Source organism: Tropicimonas isoalkanivorans, assembly GCF_900112335.1.
Taxonomy (GTDB): Bacteria; Pseudomonadota; Alphaproteobacteria; order Rhodobacterales; family Rhodobacteraceae; genus Tropicimonas; species Tropicimonas isoalkanivorans.
Window position 1 is genome coordinate 86,097 of the sequence record NZ_FOLG01000008.1, and the last position, 19,679, is coordinate 105,775.

Consider the following 19,679-nt stretch of genomic DNA (forward strand, 5'->3'; position numbering starts at 1 on the left):
TTCCCCGCTGGCCTTTTCCGCAACTGCACGGTATCGCCCGCCCATCATTACGAAGGACGCCCGAATGGATCTGCGCAACATCGCCATCATCGCTCACGTCGACCACGGCAAGACGACCCTTGTGGACGAACTGCTGAAGCAGTCCGGCGCATTCCGGGAGAATCAGGCCGTTGCGGAGCGGGCGATGGACAGCAACGATCTGGAACGCGAGCGCGGTATCACGATTCTCGCCAAGGCCACATCTGTGGAGTGGAAGGGCACGCGGATCAATATCGTCGATACGCCCGGCCACGCCGATTTCGGTGGCGAAGTGGAACGCATCCTCTCCATGGTGGATGGTGTCGTGCTGCTGGTTGACGCAGCCGAAGGGCCGATGCCGCAGACGAAGTTCGTCACCTCCAAGGCGCTCGCGCTCGGCCTGCGCCCCATCGTGGTGCTCAACAAGGTCGACAAGCCGGACGCCGAACCCGACCGCGCGCTCGATGAGGTGTTCGACCTGTTCTCCAGCCTCGACGCCGACGATGACCAGCTCGATTTCCCGCACCTCTATGCCTCGGGCCGATCCGGCTGGGCCGATGCGGAACTCGACGGCCCGCGCAAGGACCTTTCGGCGCTGTTCAACCTCGTCGTCAACCACGTCCCGAAACCGCGCCAGATCAAACGCCTGGGCGACGATTTCCGGATGCTCGCGACCACCCTCGGGGCCGATCCCTTCATCGGCCGCACACTCACGGGCCGCGTGGAAGCCGGGAAGCTCAAGGTCGGGGCCACAGTTCAGGCGCTGTCCCGCATCGGGCAGAAGATCGAACAATTCCGCGTCTCCAAGATACAGGCCTTCCGCGGCCTCGCCCTGCAGGAGATCGAGGAGGCGCAGGCCGGTGACATCGTCACCATCGCCGGCATGTCCAAGGCCACAGTGGCCGACACGATCTGCGCGCTGGCGGTGGAAGATCCTCTGCCCGCCCAGCCGATCGATCCGCCGACGATCTCCGTCACCTTCGGCATCAACGATAGCCCGCTGGCCGGGCGCGACGGCAAGAAGGTGCAGTCCCGCGTCATTCGCGAACGGCTGATGAAGGAGGCCGAGACGAACGTCGCCATTCGCGTGAGCGACACGCCCGGCGGCGAGGCGTTCGACGTGGCCGGCCGGGGCGAGTTGCAAATGGGCGTCCTGATCGAGAACATGCGCCGCGAGGGCTTCGAGCTGTCCATTTCCCGCCCGCAGGTTCTGCTGCGCGACGAGGACGGGGTCACGATGGAGCCAATCGAAGAGGTGACAGTGGACGTCGATGACGAATACGCCGGCGCCGTGATCGAGAAGCTGACCGGCCCCCGCAAGGGCGAGATGGTGGACATGCGCCAATCGAACGGCAAAACGCGGATCATCGCGCATGTGCCGTCCCGCGGCCTTATCGGCTACCACGGCGAATTTCTGACGGACACGCGCGGCACTGGCGTTCTGAACCGCGTCTTCTACACTTGGGCGCCGCACCGCGGGCCGATCCCAGGCCGCCGCGCTGGCGTGCTGATCTCCATGGAACAGGGCGAGGCGGTGGCCTATGCGCTCTGGAACCTGGAAGAACGGGGACGGATGTTCATCGGATCGCAGGAAAAGGTCTACCAGGGCATGATCATCGGCGAACACAGCCGCGAGAACGACCTGGACGTGAACCCGCTGAAGGGCAAGAAGCTGACCAACGTCCGAGCGTCCGGTACCGATGAGGCGGTGCGTCTGACGCCGCACGTCCAGTTCAGTCTGGAGGAAGCGATTGCCTATATCGATGACGACGAACTGGTCGAGGTCACACCAGCCTCGATCCGCCTGAGAAAGCGGCATTTGGACCCGCACGAGCGCAAGCGGCAGGCGAAAGCGGCGGTCTGAGCGACAATCCGCCGCCTCGCTCTCGCCTCGGCAATGCCCCGCATGGGTAACACTGCGGTCTGTAAACCGCCACGGCCTCCTGCTATGCAGCAATCTGGAACACGCCCCGGATAGACTGTCACAGGAGAGTCGCTCCCATGACGATCCACATCACCGACGACCGGTTTCGGCGCCTCGTGCAGCTGGCGAACTCCTCCGCGCTGGACCAGCGGAAGTGGAGCTGGTTCCTGGAGGAGCTCTCCAACGCCTCTGCCGGCATCCGGGTGCAGTTGTTCACCCAGGACCCGCAGGCGCGCTACTCTCTTGGAGTGCTGGAGCACGGTTATGACCCGGCCTTCATCGGCAGCTACGAAAGCTATTACGCGGCGCTGAACCCGTGGGTGCCGATCTGCCAGTCGATCCAACCCGGCCGCGTGATGCCCAGTGAGGCCTTGCTGCCCTTGTCGGATCTGGAGAAGACGGAATTCTACAACGATTGGCTGCGCCCGCAGGACGACATTGTTGTCGGCGTCGGTGCCCTGTTGGAGAATAGAGGCGAGCGCTTGTCGCTGATCGGCGGCAACATTGCCCGGCGCGACCGCGAACACCTCGAAAGTCCGTTCGCCACGCTGCTGCAGCGGCTGATCCCCTTTGTTCAGCATTCCCTCAAGGTGGCGCGCATGCTTGGGGAGCTGACCATCGAGAACCGGGTGATGCGGGAAGGGATGGAGCCTGACCTGACCGCCGTCTTCGCGCTGGACGGGCGGGGGCGCGTCCATTTCGCCAACCGAAGCGGCGAAAAGCTCCTTCGTTCGGGCGATGTCATTCAACGCGACGCCAGCGCGCGCCTGCGTTTTTCCGATGCGACGGCGCAGGCGGCCCTTGGGCGCGCGCTCCACGACCACTTCTTGCCGGAGATGACCGTGAGCCTGCCGTTCTTCGCTGGCGCCCGGAAGCGCGGGCAATTCCTCTGCCGCACGCTGCCCGTTTCTGAATGCGATGGCCCCCTGCCCTGGCTTACGGGCAGCGGGTCCCACGCGACGGGGTTCGTCCTGCTCTTTCTCGCCGGGGTCGCCCCGAGCACCCGGCCGGTGCCGCGGCAACCCACGATCGGCTAGGAAAGCTTCAGGCTACTCCGTCGTTTCCACGACAAGCAATTCCCGCTCCGAGGCGCCGCGCGCGTGAGAAAGGGCCTCCTGATAGCGCTCGGAGCGATAGCACGCCTCCGCCGCCTCAACGCTGGGAAAGCGCGCGACGACGTTGCGGGGCCGCTCCTTGCCTTCAAGCTGCACGTACCGGCCGCCGCGGGCGATGAAGGTGCCGCCATGCGCGGCGATGGCCTCCGTCGCGAGTGCGGCGTACTTGCCGTACGCCTCTTCGTCCGTGACCGTCACGTGGGCAATCCAGAGTGCGGGCATATTATCCTCCTATCACGGCTTCCGCCGCCTTGATGGCCGCCTCGGCGTTGGCCGCGTCCTTGCCGCCGCCTTGGGCCATGTCCGGCCGGCCACCGCCGCCGACACCGCCAAGCTCCGCGACTGCCGCCTTCACGAGATCGATCGCCGAGACCTTTTCCACCATGTCCGGCGTCACGCCCGCCGCAACGGCTGCCTTGCCGTCCGCATCCGCGATCAGCAGCACGGCGCCGGAGCCGATACGCGTCTTGTGCTCGTCGATCAGCCCGCGCAGATCTTTCCCGGTCACGCCGTGCAGGACCTGCGCGAGGAACGGCACGCCGGCGACCTCGCGCACTTCCGGACCCTCAGATCGGCCGCTGCCACCCGCCATGGCCAGATCGCGGCGAAGCTGCGCCACTTCGGCCTGAAGGGACTTGCGCTCCTCTACCAGCGAGCGGACTCGCTCAACGACTTCCGCCTGCGGCGCCTTCATGGCCCCGGCAACTTCCGCCAGACGCCGGTCCTGCTGGGCAAGGTAGCGCAGCGCGGTATCACCCGTCAGCGCCTCGACCCGCCGAACACCCGCGCTCGACGCGCTGTCGCCCAGCACGACGCACAGGCCGATGTCCCCGGTCTGGCGCACGTGGGTGCCGCCGCAGAGCTCGATCGACCAGGTCTTCCCGTCCGCGCCCTTGCCGGTCTGTGCCTGCCCCATGGAGACGACCCGCACCTCGTCGCCGTATTTCTCGCCGAAGAGCGCCTGCGCGCCGATGGCCCGGGCGTCGTCCGGCGTCATGATCCGCGTCTCGACCGGCGCATTCTGCCGGATGAAGCGGTTCACTTGGTCGGAGACCACGTCCAGATCCTCCGCGCTCAGCGCCGAGCCGTGGGAGAAGTCGAACCGGAGCCGGTCGGGCGCGTTCAGGGAGCCGCGCTGTGCCACGTGATCGCCCAGCCGCTCCCGCAGCGCCTCGTGGAGCAGGTGCGTGGCGGAGTGGTTGGCGCGAATCGCGGTGCGCCGGTCGTGATCCACCACCAGTTCCGCACCGCTTCCCTTCGAGAGCGTGCCTTCCGTCACCTCCGCGAAATGGATGAAGACACCGGCCACCTTTTGCGTATCGGTGATCCGGGCCTTGCCACCCTCGGTCTCCAGCGTGCCGGTATCACCGACCTGGCCCCCGGCCTCGGCGTAAAACGGCGTCTGGTTCAGAACGACCTGCACGGTCTCGCCGGCATCTGCGCTCTGAACTTCGGCGCCATCCTTCACGATGGCGAGGATCTGGCCCTCTGCCGCTTCGGTATCGTAGCCCAGAAAATCGGTCGCGCCGTGCGTCTCCGCCAGATCGAACCAGATGGTGGCGTCCTTGGTCTCGCCCGAACCGGACCAGGCCGCCCGCGCCTTGGCCTTCTGCTCGGCCATAGCCGCGTCGAAGCCCGCGATATCGACCGTGCGGTTCTTCTCGCGCAGCGCATCTTGCGTCAGGTCGAGCGGGAAGCCATAGGTGTCGTAGAGCTTAAACGCCGCCTGCCCGGGCAGTTCCGCCCCCTCCGGCAGCCGAACCAGTTCGTCGTCAAGCAGCCGCAGGCCACGGTCGAGGGTCTGGCGGAACCGGGTTTCCTCGGTCTTCAGCGTCTCGGCAATGAGGGCCTGCGCCCGGCCAAGCTCGGGATAGGCGCCGCCCATCTGGCGCACCAGTTCAGGAACAAGGCGGTACATCAGCGGGTCCTTCGCGCCCAGCAGGTGCGCGTGCCGCATCGCCCGCCGCATGATCCGCCGCAGCACGTACCCCCGCCCCTCGTTCGACGGCATCACCCCGTCGGCGATCAGGAAGGAGGTCGAGCGAAGGTGATCCGCGATCACCCGGTGGTGCGTCCGGCCCGGCCCGTCGGGGTCGGTCGAGGTCTGGTTGGCGCTCGCCTCAATCAGGGCGCGCATCAGGTCCGTCGCGTAGTTGTCGTTGGAGCCCTGCAGCAGCGCCGCCACCCGCTCGATGCCCATGCCGGTGTCGATCGACTGGTTGGGCAGGTCCACGCGGGTGCCGTCCTCGAACTGCTCGTACTGCATGAACACGAGGTTCCAGATCTCCACAAACCGGTCGCCGTCCTCCTCGGGACTGCCCGGAGGGCCGCCCCAGATGTGGTCGCCGTGGTCATAGAAGATCTCCGAACACGGCCCGCAGGGGCCGGTCGGGCCCATCATCCAGAAGTTGTCGTTGGTCGGAATGCGGATGATCTTCTCGTCCGGCAGGCCGGCGACCTTCTTCCACAGGTCAGCGGCCTCGTCGTCGGTGTGGAAGACCGTGACCAGCAGCCTGTCCTTGTCGATCCCGAGTTCCTTCGTGACCAGTTCCCAGGCGAACGGAATCGCCTGTTCCTTGAAATAGTCGCCGAAGGAGAAGTTCCCCAGCATCTCGAAGAACGTATGGTGCCGGTTGGTATACCCGACGTTGTCGAGGTCATTGTGCTTGCCGCCCGCGCGGACGCATTTCTGCGCGGTGGTGGCGCGTTTGTAGTCGCGGTGCTCGACGCCGGTGAACAGGTTCTTGAACTGAACCATGCCGGAGTTGGCGAACATGAGCGTCGGGTCGTTGCGCGGCACCAGGGGGGAGCTGTCCACCACTTCGTGACCCTGGCGGTGGAAGTAGTCGAGGAAGGTCGAACGAATGTCGTTGAGGCTGGGCATCGGAGTGAATTTCGGTCCTGAGCTGCGGCGGTCAGCCCGGTTTAAACACGGCGCGCAGCACTGTCTACCGGCGCGCGTTCACTCGTCGTCGTCTTCCTGCTGTCGCGGGGTCCGCTTCGGCTCCAACATGTCGCGGGGATCCGGCTTCGGGTGCAACTCGACGAAGCGCAGCGCCAGCGACAGAAGGAGGATCGAGACTGGCAGGACCATCATCGTTGCAATGCGGGCAAAACTGAGTTCGATGGTCGGATTCTCGAAGGCCTGAAGGGCGAGCCGGAGGAAGAGCACCAGCAGAACGACGATGATCACCTCGGCCACGACCTGCTTGAGTTGGCCGATCTGGCGGACACGCAGCCATTGCGGCAGAGCGAGCGTCTCCTCCGATTCCTCGGGGTGGAGAAACAAGGTGTAGACGCCGTACCCGAAGTAGAGCAGCACGATGGCAATCAGGAAGCGATCCAGGCCCTCGATCACGCTGATCACCGACGCCGCCCCGAAACTCGTGGCCTCCTCACTATGCCCACCGCTTTCGGGGACCTTCCACCCTTCCACGAAAGCTTGGATAATATTGTAAAATCCCAGCAGGAACATCAGAACCGCGGCGGCCAGCGATCCAAAGACGGCAACCACCGTGAGGTAGCGTGTGCTGACCACGATCCTGCGTTCGATGTCCCTTATCTTCACGTCGGCTCCCCCACCCCTGCCTACGGGTTTTACATGCTCTTCACGGCAGGGCACCTGCCAGGTTCCCCCAATGAAACCGGCAGGGCCCGCCGTCCGTCATTGCATCCGCCCGTCGGCAAACAGCCCGCGCTTGTCAGGCCTCGACCACGGAGTCGCCATCGTCGTCGTCCCGAAGATGGAAATCAAGACCGTGGGCGGCCCGGATCTTGTCCTCGATCTCGACAGCAACGGCTGAATTCTCCTTCAGAAAGACTTTCGCATTCTCCCGGCCCTGACCGATGCGTTCGTCGCCGTAGGAATACCAGGAGCCGGACTTGTCGACCACGCCGGCCTTCACCCCGAGGTCGAGCAATTCGCCCGTCTTGGAGATCCCCTCGCCGTACATGATGTCGAACTCGACCTGCTTGAAGGGCGGGGCGACCTTGTTCTTGACGACCTTTACACGGGTCGCATTGCCGACGACCTCGTCGCGGTCCTTGATCGCGCCGATGCGGCGGATGTCGAGGCGCACCGACGAATAGAACTTCAGGGCATTGCCGCCAGTGGTCGTCTCCGGGCTACCGAACATGACGCCGATCTTCATGCGGATCTGGTTGATGAAGATCACCATGCATTTGGACCGCGAGATCGACCCGGTCAGCTTTCGCATGGCCTGGCTCATCAGGCGGGCCTGTACGCCGACGGAACTGTCGCCCATGTCCCCTTCGAGCTCTGACTTCGGCGTCAACGCCGCAACGGAGTCGACCACCACCATGCTGACTGCGCCGGAGCGGACCAGCGTATCCGTGATCTCAAGCGCCTGCTCACCGGTATCCGGCTGGGAAATAAGGAGTTCGTCGAGGTCGATCCCGAGCTTGCGGGCATATTGCGGGTCCAGCGCATGTTCGGCATCGACGAAGGCGCAAACGCCACCCTTCTTCTGTTCCTCGGCAATGCAATGCAGGGTCAAGGTCGTCTTGCCGGAGCTTTCGGGCCCGTAGATTTCGATGATCCGCCCCTTCGGCAGGCCGCCGATCCCGAGCGCGATATCCAGACCCAGCGATCCGGTGGAGGTCGCCTCGATCTCGGCGACCGGATTGTCGGCGCCGAGCTTCATGATGGAGCCCTTGCCGAACTGCCGTTCGATCTGTGCCAGCGCGCTGTCGAGCGCCTTCTGCTTGTCCGGATTGCGCTTGTCTGCCATGTCGAGAAGGTTCGCCGTCGCCATTCGTTTCGTCCTTATTCCACAGGCCGCGGGTCGCGGCAATGACTGCTCGTGTTCACCTCTTGTTCCGATACGTTATCGAGTCGCAGCGGGAACATTTCAAGTCAATTCTTCCACGAACACTGTCTGAGCGTTCGAGGTTAAGGAGTGGTGAAAGTCTCCTCGGCCGCTTCAACGCAACGCATTTTTTGGGCTGATCCTGCGGCCATCCGGGCAGCGAAGCCGTATTAAGATGGTGGTCGCGACGAACGATGTGTCCCGGCATTGCGCGACGTGGTGTCATTCGATGCGCGGCACGGGTTCCCTTAGGCAGACCAGTCCGAACAGGGCCGCCGACGTCCTACAGCAGCTGTTCCTGAACGGTTTGCGTGAGGTCGTTCAACGAGAACGGTTTCGGCAGAAATACCGAATTGGGAATGCTGGATTGCTCGTCCGATAGGCTTTCTTCTGCATATCCCGACACGAAGACGACGCGCACATCCGGCCGTTTTTCCATCGCGATCCGTACCCAGCTCGGCCCGTCCATGCCGGGCATGACCACATCGGTAACGAAGAGGTCGACTTTCAGATCCTCCTGGGACAGGATTTCCAGCGCTTCCTCTGCGTGCTCCGCCTCGATTACCGTATAGCCACGCATCTGCAACGCCCGGGATGCGAAGGCACGCACCGGCGCCTCGTCCTCAACCAGCAGGATCACCCCGTCCCCACGCTGCAGCGACACCGCTGGCGCCGCCGCCTTTCGCGGCGGTTCCTCCACGGAGCGGCATTCATAGGCGGGGAAGTAGAGCGAAAATGTCGTCCCGGACCCCTGTACGGAATCGACGAAGATGTACCCGCCCGTCTGCTTGATGATCCCATAGGCCGTCGACAGGCCGAGTCCCGTGCCCTCGCCTGTCCGCTTGGTCGTGTAGAACGGCTCAAAGATCTTGGCCAGTTTGTCCTTCGGGATGCCCTCTCCCTCGTCGCTGACGCGGACCACGACGTAGTCCCCCGCCGGGACCCGCGCCTGATCGCGTTCCATCGGCTGGGCGATCCGGCGGCTTTCGGTCTCGATGAGGACCTCTCCACCATCGGGCATCGCGTCCCGCGCGTTCACCACGAGGTTCATGAGCACCTGTTCAAGCTGTCGTTTGTCGGCCCGGATTGGCCTGAGCCCTGGGTCGTGGGACAGAAGCAGCGTGACCTTCTCGCCGACGAGGCGGTTAAGCAGATGCGTCAAATCGGACAGCGTGTCCCGCAGGTCCATCACCTCGGGCTGCAGGTTCTGTTTGCGGGAGAACGCAAGCAGCTGCCCGACGAGGCTGGCGGCGCGGTTGGCGTTTTGATTGATCTGGACGAGGTCGCCGTAGTCTGGATCGCCCTGATCGTGACGCAGCAACAACAGGTCGCAATGACCCGAAATCGCCGTCAAGAGGTTGTTGAAGTCATGCGCGACACCGCCAGCCAGCTGCCCGATGGCCTGCATCTTCTGGCTCTGGACGAACTGGGCCTCCAGCGTTTTCAGTTCGGTCGCGTCATTGACGACGGCCACCAGATGCACCTCGCCGTTCTCCCGAATGCGCCCGAGCGTGATCTGCAGGTAAAGCTCCTTGTCTGGCATGCTGGCGCGCACGAACTCCGGACGGCCGAGGCCGTGCCCCGCTGCAGCTTCCTGCAACCAGTCGCGGACCGATCGGCCGAGCCCCTCCACCAGCCGGTGAAGCTCGACCCCGGGAACCGCCGCAGCCCCGAGCAGTTGCCGTGCGCTGGCATTCGCTTCGCGCAGCTCGCCGTGCCCACCGAGCTTGAGAACAGCGACCGGCACACCATCAAGGCAGTTGTCCGTCTGTCCGGCGCCGTCGTCGCCACAGGTGGTTTGGTCCGCGGGGAACAGAAAGATTTCCCGTCGGCCGGCGGTGGCCTCCATCTCCATCACACGAACCCGCAACGGGCCGTCGGCGCCTTCAATCTCAGTGAGGGCGTTCGATACGATTGATTGGTCCGCGATGATGCGCTCGAGCGACTTCGTCCTCCCACCGATCAGTCGGCGGGCAGCATCGTTCATGTAGAGTATCGTACCGGCCTGATTGACCATCAGCATGGGCGAACTGAGGCCCTCCGCGCCGCTGGTCGGACCCCCGCGCTCCACCAGGTTTTCGAGCCGCCAAAGCAGACAGTCCTCTCCGATCTGGTGAACGGCCAGCCTGACGTGGCCCCGGCGCGTGACGACATCCTCGCGCGCCGCCCCACGCGCCTCCGCCTGGCTTTGCAGGCGCAGGAGGATGGGCGCCGGATTGGCAAAAAGAACGCGCAGGCAGCGCGCCATGGTCTCGTTGGGCCCTTCGGACGCCCCAAACCGGTCGCGCGCGGCCTCGTTGCGGCCAGTCACCGTGCCATCGAGGGTGGTGGTAAACGTCGGCGACGTGTCGTTTTCGATAAAGGCGGAGATCGCACTTCCGAGCGCCGCGCTGTCCACCTCGTTTCGGGCCGACAGAAGCCGGATCAGCAGGGCCATCGCTGACAGCGTCCCGCCCGCTGCAAGCATGGGCAGGCCGACCGCCGGAGCCGGGACCGCAACGGCCGCGCCGAGCAGGGCGACGGCGCACAACAGCATGTACGATACCCGGCCGGAAATGGCGGAGGCCGCGCGGGTCATCGGGTCTGGGGCGAGCGCGGGGTGCGACAAGGCCATTCTCCGTTTCGATTCGGACGGGTCGATTCCCGTCGCAATTCGTTAAGCTTGGCTTAAGCGATCCCTGGCGGGCGCAAATTCGGCGCTAATGCTGCCGGCCTCGGCACGAAATCAGGCTTTTCGGCGAAAAACCGCAAGAAAAAAGCCGTCCCCGCCGGCGAGTGGCGACACTCTGTAGCGCTGTTCGACGTTCCAGCCGTCGTGATCGCGCAGGAAACGCGCGACCTGATCCTCGTTTTCCTGCCGGAGAATGGAACAGGTAATATATGCGATGGCCCCCTCCGGGCCGGTGAGCGTGGCCACGCGGTCCAGGATGCCCGCCTGTGTCTCTCTGAGGTCATCCAGTGCGGCCCGATCCAGGCGCCAGCGCGCTTCCGGCTGCCGCCGCCAGGCGCCGCTACCGGAGCACGGCACGTCGGCGACCACGAGACCGTAGGGCGCGCGGCGCTCAACCTCGTCGGGCGTTGCCGCTTGCACCTGGGCGCCCGCCCGAGATGCACGCTGCGGAATGTCCTTCATCCGGCGCGGATCGGCGTCGTGCGCCAAAATCTCGCCGTCGAAACGTGCGGCGAGGGCCAGCGCCTTGCCGCCACCACCGGCGCAGTAGTCCAGAACGACGCCCGATGCGGGCAGCGGAATCTGGTCCGACACTGCCTGGGACGCGGCGTCCTGCAACTCGACGAGGCCATCCCGGTAGGCTGCAGAGGCATGGACCTTGCGGGCCCCACTCAGCACGCGAAGCGCGGTGGGCGACAGGGAGTGAGGTTCCGTCTCGATGCCCTCATCCCCCAGAGCAGCGCGCGCTTCCTCAAGTGTTCCGCGAGCGGAATTCACCCGAAGGAATACATCCGCTCTGCGTTGCAACCCTTCAAGAACAGGAACAAATTCGGCTCCAAGGGAGCCGCGCAGGTCATCTTCCAGCCAGCCGGGACAGTCCAGCCGGTCCAGCTCGGACATCTGCGGGACGTGCTGGCGTTCTACCGCGGTCAATGCGGGAAGCGAATGACCCTGCCCGGTCAGAACGTCATCCGGGTCTCTCCCCTGGAGCCGCAGAAGCCCGATCACCAAGCCCCGGCCACTCTCTTCACCGCCGGCCGCGGCGGCAGAGCGCCGGCGTCGGATCGCGTCGAACACGTGGTCGCGCACCGCTGCGCGGTCGCCTGAGCCTGCAAACCGGCTGCGGCGGGCCCAGGTCGTGAGGACGCGCTCCGCCGGCTCTCCGGCAAGATAGCGATCCAGGATTTCGGCGGCAGCCGCCAATCGGGCACCGGGGGTCATCGCAGTTCACTCCGAAGTCCAGAAAAGAACCTCAACACTTTGGGAAATTTCAATATTTCTGAAAACGGCATATGGCGCATCACTCCAGTGGAATCACGTCCACCTTCTGTGTCGTGCTGTGTTCGCCCGCAAGCCGCATCATGCCTTTCACGGGGGCCACGTCGCCGTAGTCGCGGCCGTAGGCGATGACGATATGATCCTGCCGCACCTGAAGGGCGTTGGTCGGGTCGTACTCCACCCAGCCGGTTTCATGGCCGCACCAGGCGCAGACCCAGGCGTGCATCGCGTCGGCCCCTTCCAGCCGCGCCTGCCCCTTCGGCGGCACCGTGCGGAGGAAACCGCTGACGTAACCCGCAGGGATGCCAAGGCCCCTCAGGCAGGAGATCATGACATGGGTGAAGTCCTGACAGACGCCGTGCCGCCGCTCGAAGGCCGTCAGCGCAGGCGTGTCGACTTCGGTCGCTTCCGGATCGAAGTCGAAATCGTCGTGAATCCGATCGCCGAGGCGCTGGACGAGATCCAGAACGGTTTCGGAGGAGTCCGCCGGTTCGTGGGCATAGGCCGTCATCTCCGGATGAAGCGTAATGCGTGGAGACGCCCCCAGGAAGTGATGCGGGGACCGCGGCGCGACTGTGGGATAGAGGTCGATCTCCCGCGGCAGGTCGGCCAGGCGTGGCGAGACGTCCAGCAGCCCTCCGGGCGCCGTCCGTTCCACGCGGGCCGACACTTCGAACAGGCTCTCGGCATGGGGTTGATCCAGCGACACCTCGATCGTCGCGTTGCCGAAAAAATCCTTCGCCTCGAGCCATTCGACCGGCGTCGGGGTGACGCGCGCCTCGCGGGCGATCACCCGCTGCACGGTCGGTAGTTCCGCCGGCAGCAGGCGCAGAAGGTGCCGGGCGGAACTTGCGGCGCCGGGGTAGTCGTAGGCGATGGACATCCGGATATCGTAGAGCATGTTGTTCCCTAGCCGAGATACGCCAGCGTGAGCTGGTCGGACATGTCGGCAATCTCGTCGATAAGCCGCGTGAGGAAGGCCGCGTCGAGCGTTTCCGGGGTTTGCAGGGCCAGATCGGTGCGAGCCCGCAGGAGTGCGCGCGCCAGCGGCGTCGTCGGGCGATGCTCACCCGCCCCGGGCAGATGGGCCAAGTGCCTCTCGATGTCGTTGAACTGGCTCAGGACGGACCGCGGGTTCAGCGCATCGAGACCGAGCAGATCGAACACCGTCTCCCGCGTGGTTGCCACGCTGTAGCGCCGATGGTGGGTCATGACGCTGTCCCCGATCTCCACGGCCATGTCGAGACTGCCGGCAGCGGCCGCCGGATCGGTGAACGCGGCAAGGCATGCGGCCATGTTGGTGGCCCGTTCGAGCGCGCGGCCCAGCGACAGGAACCGCCAGCCGGTGAAGCGGTACATGTTGTCGTGCACTAGCCCGGTGAATCCGTTGAGCTTTCGCAGCAGCACGCTCATCGCCCGCGCGGCGTCATCCCCGGGGGTCACCTTGTCGGCAAACTCAGCCGCTGTGCGGTCGAGATCGGCCAAGGCCAGAGCGCCGTCGACAGAGAACCTGTCGCTCACGTGCCCCGCGCTCAGGTGGGCTGCGCGGATTGCATTGACCAATTGCACCGGCACTGGTTGCGCGGGGTCGCATTTGAACCCCTTCAGGTGGGCGGCTGCGAGACGAAGCAGCGGACCGCCGGGCGACTCACTCTCTGCCAGCCGGGCGTGATAGGCGCGCAGCAGCCGCACGAGGTATTCCGACCGCTCGACGTACCGGCCGAGCCAGAAGAGGTTGTCCGCCGCGCGGCTCGGAAGAGCGCCGCGAGGCGTGCGCACGATGGTGCCGCGCGGGGGCGACACGAGGGACTCCGCCTGTTGGCCCGGATCGCCGGGCACCCACACGTCGGCCGCCCGTCCGCCCTCCCGCATGGCAAGCACGTTCGACTCGGCCGAATGACCAATCCGGGCAAAACCGCCGGGCATGACGATCCAGCGGTCCCCCGTGCGTGCCAGGAAGATGCGCAGGCTCATGGGGCGCGGCTTGAGGCGCCCGTTGATGAGTGCCGGCGCGGTCGACAGACGCACCTTTTCCTGCCCAACGAGCCCGCCGCCCTTGCGCTCCAGCCAGTCGGCGAACCCCGTTCCGGGAGGGGTCACCCCGCCGGTTTCGTAAGACAGCCCGGTGGAAAAGGCGTCCGCCAATGTCATCCACTCGACATTCTCGCGGACATAAGCTCGCGCACCCGCCTCCCCGCACCACCATGTGGCAATGTTGGGCAGGCGCAGCGGCCGGCCCGCCAGTACCTCGCTCAAGCGTGGCAGGAAGGCCATCAGCGCGCGGCTCTCCAGCACACCGGCGCCGAGGGCGTTGACCATGGTGACATTGCCGTCGCGGACGGCACGGACCAGCCCCGGCGTACCGATCCGGGAGCCCTCCCGCAGTTCAAGAGGGTCGGACCACGAAGCGTCGAGTCGCCGCCAGATCACCGAGATTGGCTGGAACCCGTCGATGGTGCGCACCATCAACCGGCCGTCGCGCACCGCGAGGTCGTCGCCCTCCAGCAGGGTGAAACCGAGGTAACGCGCGATATAGGCATGTTCGAAGTAGGTTTCGTTCATCGGCCCCGGGGACAGGATGCCGACCCGGCTTTCGCCCATCTCGCGCATCGACATGAGCGTGTCGCGGAATTCGCGGAAGAACCCCGCGAGCCGCGCCACGTCCGCCGTCGCATAGATGTCGGAATAGACCCGCGCCGTGGCGATCCGGTTCTCGAGAGCGAACCCAGCGCCAGACGGCGCCTGTGTGCGGTCTCCCAGCACCCACCAACTCCCGTCCGGGCCGCGGCCGATGTCGAAAGCGACGAAGTGCAGGAAGTGGCCGGAGCGCGGGCGCACGCCGACAAGGGGCCTGAGCCATTCGGCGTTCTGGGCGATGAGGGACGCCGGCAGATGCCCCTGCGCCACCAGCCGGTTCTCGCCGTAGAGGTCAGCGACGACCTTCTCCAGCAAGTCGGCCCGCTCGGTCAGGCCGGCGGAAATCTCGGCCCAGTCCGCTTCCGACAGCAGGATCGGCACGTGGCTGAGCGGCCAGTCGCGGGTGGCATCGTCGCTCGGGCCATAGCGGCGAAAGTAGACGCCCGCGTCCCGCAGGTAGCGGTCGCCGTGGGAAATCCGGATCGCCAGCCGCTCCGGCGACATCGCGGCGAGCCGGGAGATGAAGGTCTCCCAGGCTGGCCGCACAGAGCCGTCGCTGTCCAGCAGTTCGTCGGGCACCCCCTGGGGGGGCACATAGTCCGACAGGAAACGCTGCAGCGGATTGGCGATCTGGCCTTCCATTCCGTCTTCGCCCCTCTAGAGCCCCGGCGCACGCCTAAGGTCGAGTGTCATGGGAAACTCCCTATGGGGCAATTCGGCGGGGGGCAAGTAGGCACCGGGGGTGTGGCCGTGCGGCTCGAACCGCGACAGCCGTCGGGCCTGTGCCTCGTTGCCGTTGACCGGGAAGGTATCGTAGTTGCGCCCGCCGGGGTGCGCGACGTGATAGGTGCAGCCACCCCGCGCCCTGCCCGTCCAGGTATCGAAGATGTCGAAGACAAGCGGCGCATCCACCGGCAGCACCGGGTGCAGCGCCTCCGGCGGTTGCCAGGCCTTGTACCGGACGGCGGCAACCGACACGCCTCCGGTCTCCGTCTTCTGCATCGGAACCCGGCGCCGATTGCAGGTTACCACGTAGCGCTCCGGATCGGTTGTCGTGAGCTGGACCTGCAGCCGTTCGACCGAGCTGTCGGTGTAGCGAACGGTGCCGCCGATGGCGCCCACCTCCCCCAGCACGTGCCACGGCTCCAGCGCCTGCCGGATCTCCAGGTGCACGCCGTCGTATTCCACCTCGCCGCAGAACGGGAAGCGGAACTCGGCCTGTGCGGTGTACCAGCCGGGTTCCAGATCGAAGCCGTGGTCGGCGAGGTCTCGCAGGACGTCGAGGAAGTCGTCCCAAACGAAATGGGGCAGCATGAATCGGTCGTGCAATCGGGTGCCCCAGCGTATCGGCGCGCCTTGCACCGGGTTTTGCCAGAGGCGGGCGATCAGCGCCCGGATAAGAACCTGCTGCGCAAGGCTCATCCGCGGGTCGGGCGGCATCTCGAAGCCGCGGAACTCGATCAGGCCGAGGCGGCCGGTGGGGCCATCGGGAGAGTAGAGCTTGTCGATGCAGATCTCGGAGCGGTGCGTGTTGCCGGTCACGTCGATCAGGATGTTGCGCAGGAGCCGGTCCGTCAGCCACGGCGGCGGCACCTCCCCACCCCCGGGCGCGTGGATCTGGTTCAGCGCGATTTCCAACTCGTACAGACTGTCGTGGCGGGCCTCGTCGATGCGCGGCGCCTGGCTCGTGGGACCTATGAAAAGGCCGGAGAAGAGGTAGCTGAGCGACGGGTGCCGCTGCCAGTGCAGGATAAGGGACTTCAACAGGTCCGGCCGGCGCAGGAACGGGCTGTCGAGCGGGCTGGCGCCGCCGACGACCACGTGGTTGCCGCCACCCGTGCCGCAGTGGCGCCCGTCGATCATGAACTTGTCCGCGCCAAGCCGGCTGAGCCGGGCTTCCTCGTAGACAGCTTCGGTGATGCGCTTGCAGTCGTCCCAGGAGTGCGCGGGGTGCACGTTAACTTCCAGAACGCCCGGGTCCGGTGCCACGCGGATCACGTTCAAGCGGTGGTCACTTGGCGGGCCGTACCCCTCGATGTGCACCGGCAGCCCCAGATTTGCGGCCGCCTGTTCGGCCGCCGCGACCAGCTCAAGGTAGTCCTCCACCCGTTCGGTCGGCGGCATGAACACGCAGAGCCGCCCATCGCGCGGCTCCACCGCCATGGCCGTTCGGACGGTACCGCCACTTTCGCCAAGGTCCTGCTCGTTCATCTGCTGACCGGGCTCGCTGGCCTTGAAGCTGGCCATTGGCTGGCTGTGGCCCGGAGTCGGTGCCGGCTCACCGGGCTGACGCCGCCGCTCGCGGGCATCGAAGGTGGGCAGCGGGCCGGTCTGTGTCGCGGGATCGGCAACGTAGGTGTAGGGATAGGCACCCTTCGACAGGTGTGGCAGCGCTTCCAGCGGCAGTCGGAAGCCGACGGGGCTGTCGCCGGGGATAAGGAACAGCTTGCCGCGCCGCGTGCGCCACAGCTCTGACACCCAGCCGCCAGAGGCCTTGGTCTGCCACCGCTGCACCGGCAGCACCATGCCGGCCGGTTCGGTCAGGCCGCGCCCGAACACCCGCGCAATGCGGTGACGTGCCTCGGCGTCCTTCAGCTCGGAGTTCTCCGGCGTCACGTTCTCGGGCAAGTTGGCTTCCTTCAGGATCCACTCTGCCGGGTCCTCATAGGCCGGCTGAACGTGGTCCGGGTCCACGCCGATCTCCTCGGCCATGCCGCGCAGCAACGCCGCCGCATCCTCCGGACCAACCTCCCCGGCTTCGTCCTCCTTGGCGATCAGATCGGGATCGCGCCAGATCGGCTCGCCGTCGCCCCGCCAATAGAGCGAGAAGGTCCAGCGCGGCAGGGTCTCGCCCGGGTACCACTTGCCCTGCCCGTAGTGCAGGAACCCACCCGGGGCGAAACGGTCCCGCAGGCGGCGGATCAGCGTGTCGGCCAGACCGCGTTTCATCGGCCCGACGGCGGCGGTGTTCCACTCGTCGCTTTCAAAATCGTCAATCGAGACGAAGGTCGGCTCGCCTCCCATGGTGAGCCGGACGTCACCCTCCTTCAGCGCCGCATCGACTTTGTGCCCTAGGGCGTCCAGCTTTTCCCAACTGTCCTGCGGGAAGGGCTTGGTGATCCGCGGGTGCTCGGCAATGCGATGCACCTGCATGTCGAAGCGAAAATCCACCTCCGCCGGGCTCGCCATGCCGGAGATCGGTGCAGCATTGCGGTAGTGCGGCGTGGCGGCGAGCGGGATGTGGCTCTCTCCTGTGAGCAGGCCGCTGGTAGGGTCGAAGCCGATCCAGCCAGCGCCCGGGATGTAGGCCTCCGCCCAGGCGTGAAGGTCGGTGAAATCGTGGTCCGTCCCCGAGGGGCCGTCGAGCGCCTCAAGGTCCGGTTTGAGCTGAATGAGATAGCCCGACACGAACCGCGCGGCGATGCCGAGGTGCCGGAGCACCTGAACCAGCAGCCACGAACTGTCACGGCAGGACCCCCGCTTGGCCGTCAGCGTTTCCTCCGGCGTCTGCACCCCCGGCTCCATCCGGATGACGTAGTCGATCATCGACTCCAGTCGGTGGTTCAGCGCGACGAGGAAATCGACGGTCTTGGGCTCGCCTGCCCGGTCGATACTGTCGAGCAGCGCTTGCAGCTTCGGCCCGGCGGGCTCGGGCTTGAGATAGATCGACAGATCGTCCGACAGCTCGCTGGGATAGGCGAAGGGGTACTGCTCGGCGGTGTCTTCCACGAAGAAGTCGAACGGGTTGTAGACCGTCATGTCGGCCACAAGGTCCACCTCGATCTTCAGCTCGCGCACCGGTTCGGGAAACACGAACCGTGCCATCCAGTTCCCGTACGGGTCCTGCTGGTGGTTCACGAAATGCCCCGCCGGGCTGACCTTCAGCGAATGCGAGATCACGCGGGTGCGGCTGTGCGGGGCGGGCCTCAGGCGGATGATCTGCGGACCGAGCGTCACAGGCCGGTCGTACATGTAATGCGTCAGGTGGTGAATCGCGGCCTTGATCGTCATGTGGCTTCCCGTTCAGTCAAGTTGCGACTCACGCAACCACAGCGCGGCGGGGCAGACGAGGCGAAACCGCGGAGCTGCCCTCCAAAGCGTCACTCTCCGGGCCAAGCGTGGCCCACCTGCACAAGAAACTGGCATCCGCGGCGCCCATCGGAAACAGCCGTACCATCCTCATCCGCAGCAGTGTCGTTTTCCGGCGACCCGGGCGCGCTTTTGCGCTTTCGGCGGCGCGCCCCTCCCGGCATTTTCGCCGCAACACCGCACGAGCAGCAGGAAAGACCCGATGAGCCGATTTGCCCTGATTGTAAAATGCCCGTCCCGCCGGGGGCTTGTGGCGGCCATCTCGACCTACCTGGCGGACTCGGGATGCAATATCACCGACTCCCACCAGTTCGATGACATGGAAACGAACACCTTCTTCATGCGCGTCGCCTTCACCAGCGAAAAAGGCATGGGGATGGACGAGCTTACCTCCGCCTTTGCCCCTGTGGCGGAGCAATTCGAGATGGAGCATGCCTTCCACGACATCGGAGCGCGGATGAAGGTGCTCGTCATGGTCTCGCGGTTCGGTCACTGCCTGAACGACCTGCTTTATCGCTGGCGGATCGGCGCGCTGCCGATCGACATTGTCGGCGTGATCTCGAACCACCTGGATTATCAGAAGCTGGTCGTGAACCACGACATCCCCTTCCACCACATCCGGGTGACGAAGGAGACCAAGGCGAAGGCCGAAGCGCAGCAGATGGAAGTCATCGAGGAGACCGGCGCAGAGCTCGTGGTTCTGGCGCGCTACATGCAGGTTCTTTCCGACCAGATGTGCCAGCGCATGTCGGGGCGGATCATCAACATCCACCACTCCTTCCTGCCTAGTTTCAAGGGGGCCAATCCGTACAAGCAGGCCTTCGAACGGGGGGTGAAGCTGATCGGCGCGACGTCGCACTACGTGACCGCCGATCTCGACGAAGGCCCGATCATCGAGCAGGACACGGTGCGCGTCACCCACGCGCAATCCGCTGCGGATTACGTGTCCCTCGGGCGGGACGTCGAAAGCCTGGTGCTCAGCCGCGCCATCCACGCCCACATCAACCATCGCACGTTCCTGAACGGCAACAAGACGGTGGTCTTCCCCGCGAGCCCCGGCGGCTACGCCTCTGAGCGGATGGGCTAGCGCCGCAGGCGGCGGCCCGCTTTGGAGCCGC

At 65.6% G+C, this 19,679-nt stretch carries 12 protein-coding genes; 3 read left to right on the forward strand and 9 right to left on the reverse strand.

Annotation, left to right across the window (positions count from 1 at the left end):
* Nucleotides 1-64 precede the first annotated feature (64 nt).
* Nucleotides 65-1,882, forward strand: a complete 1,818-nt coding sequence (gene typA / locus BM075_RS13825) for a translational GTPase TypA (protein WP_093361285.1) — start codon at nt 65-67, stop codon at nt 1,880-1,882.
* A gap of 137 nt (nt 1,883-2,019) precedes the next feature.
* Nucleotides 2,020-2,979 (forward strand): hypothetical protein, encoded by a 960-nt coding sequence (locus BM075_RS13830; RefSeq protein WP_093361286.1) that lies wholly within the window; start codon nt 2,020-2,022, stop codon nt 2,977-2,979.
* 12 nt (nt 2,980-2,991) lie between these two features.
* Here the strand turns inward: BM075_RS13830 and BM075_RS13835 are convergent, their stop codons facing one another.
* The 9 genes from BM075_RS13835 to BM075_RS13875 form a co-directional block, all read right to left on the reverse strand.
* Nucleotides 2,992-3,279 (reverse strand): DUF1330 domain-containing protein, encoded by a 288-nt coding sequence (locus BM075_RS13835; RefSeq protein WP_093361287.1) that lies wholly within the window; start codon nt 3,277-3,279, stop codon nt 2,992-2,994.
* 1 nt (nt 3,280) lies between these two features.
* Entirely contained in the window at nt 3,281-5,941 is a 2,661-nt protein-coding gene (gene alaS, locus BM075_RS13840; protein WP_093361288.1) for an alanine--tRNA ligase, read from the reverse strand.
* A gap of 78 nt (nt 5,942-6,019) precedes the next feature.
* Nucleotides 6,020-6,625, reverse strand: coding sequence for a YqhA family protein (locus BM075_RS13845; protein ID WP_177208354.1), 606 nt, complete (start codon nt 6,623-6,625; stop codon nt 6,020-6,022).
* A 133-nt stretch (nt 6,626-6,758) separates the two neighbouring features.
* On the reverse strand, nt 6,759-7,832 hold the full coding sequence (recA, locus tag BM075_RS13850; protein ID WP_093361290.1) for a recombinase RecA: 1,074 nt from the start codon (nt 7,830-7,832) through the stop codon (nt 6,759-6,761).
* 337 nt (nt 7,833-8,169) lie between these two features.
* Nucleotides 8,170-10,500: a hybrid sensor histidine kinase/response regulator gene (locus BM075_RS13855; protein WP_425445194.1), complete on the reverse strand. Its 2,331-nt coding sequence runs from the start codon at nt 10,498-10,500 to the stop codon at nt 8,170-8,172.
* Between the two features lie 111 nt (nt 10,501-10,611).
* Nucleotides 10,612-11,778, reverse strand: coding sequence for an RsmB/NOP family class I SAM-dependent RNA methyltransferase (locus BM075_RS13860; RefSeq protein ID WP_093361291.1), 1,167 nt, complete (start codon nt 11,776-11,778; stop codon nt 10,612-10,614).
* A gap of 79 nt (nt 11,779-11,857) precedes the next feature.
* A complete protein-coding gene (locus BM075_RS13865) occupies nt 11,858-12,736 on the reverse strand; it encodes a transglutaminase family protein (protein ID WP_093361292.1) in 879 nt (292 codons plus the stop codon).
* Nucleotides 12,737-12,744: 8 nt separating this feature from the next.
* The gene (locus BM075_RS13870; protein WP_093361293.1) at nt 12,745-15,114 is read right to left on the reverse strand and encodes a circularly permuted type 2 ATP-grasp protein; all 2,370 of its coding nucleotides are present in this window, start codon (nt 15,112-15,114) and stop codon (nt 12,745-12,747) included.
* 15 nt (nt 15,115-15,129) lie between these two features.
* The gene (locus BM075_RS13875; protein ID WP_093361294.1) at nt 15,130-18,483 is read right to left on the reverse strand and encodes a transglutaminase family protein; all 3,354 of its coding nucleotides are present in this window, start codon (nt 18,481-18,483) and stop codon (nt 15,130-15,132) included.
* A 280-nt stretch (nt 18,484-18,763) separates the two neighbouring features.
* On the opposite strand from BM075_RS13875, the gene purU reads away from it, so the two are divergent.
* Nucleotides 18,764-19,648: a formyltetrahydrofolate deformylase gene (gene purU, locus BM075_RS13880; RefSeq protein ID WP_093361295.1), complete on the forward strand. Its 885-nt coding sequence runs from the start codon at nt 18,764-18,766 to the stop codon at nt 19,646-19,648.
* Nucleotides 19,649-19,679 lie beyond the last annotated feature (31 nt).

Excerpts from the sequence above, each read along its gene's own strand:
- typA (WP_093361285.1), top strand. The coding sequence starts at position 65 with ATGGATCTGCGCAACATCGCCATCATCGCTCACGTCGACCACGGCAAG.
- BM075_RS13830 (WP_093361286.1), top strand. The coding sequence starts at position 2,020 with ATGACGATCCACATCACCGACGACCGGTTTCGGCGCCTCGTGCAGCTG.
- BM075_RS13835 (WP_093361287.1), bottom strand. The coding sequence starts at position 3,279 with ATGCCCGCACTCTGGATTGCCCACGTGACGGTCACGGACGAAGAGGCG.
- alaS (WP_093361288.1), bottom strand. The coding sequence starts at position 5,941 with ATGCCCAGCCTCAACGACATTCGTTCGACCTTCCTCGACTACTTCCAC.
- recA (WP_093361290.1), bottom strand. The coding sequence starts at position 7,832 with ATGGCGACGGCGAACCTTCTCGACATGGCAGACAAGCGCAATCCGGAC.
- BM075_RS13855 (WP_425445194.1), bottom strand. The coding sequence starts at position 10,500 with ATGGCCTTGTCGCACCCCGCGCTCGCCCCAGACCCGATGACCCGCGCG.
- BM075_RS13860 (WP_093361291.1), bottom strand. The coding sequence starts at position 11,778 with ATGACCCCCGGTGCCCGATTGGCGGCTGCCGCCGAAATCCTGGATCGC.
- BM075_RS13865 (WP_093361292.1), bottom strand. The coding sequence starts at position 12,736 with ATGCTCTACGATATCCGGATGTCCATCGCCTACGACTACCCCGGCGCC.
- BM075_RS13870 (WP_093361293.1), bottom strand. The coding sequence starts at position 15,114 with ATGGAAGGCCAGATCGCCAATCCGCTGCAGCGTTTCCTGTCGGACTAT.
- BM075_RS13875 (WP_093361294.1), bottom strand. The coding sequence starts at position 18,483 with ATGACGATCAAGGCCGCGATTCACCACCTGACGCATTACATGTACGAC.
- purU (WP_093361295.1), top strand. The coding sequence starts at position 18,764 with ATGAGCCGATTTGCCCTGATTGTAAAATGCCCGTCCCGCCGGGGGCTT.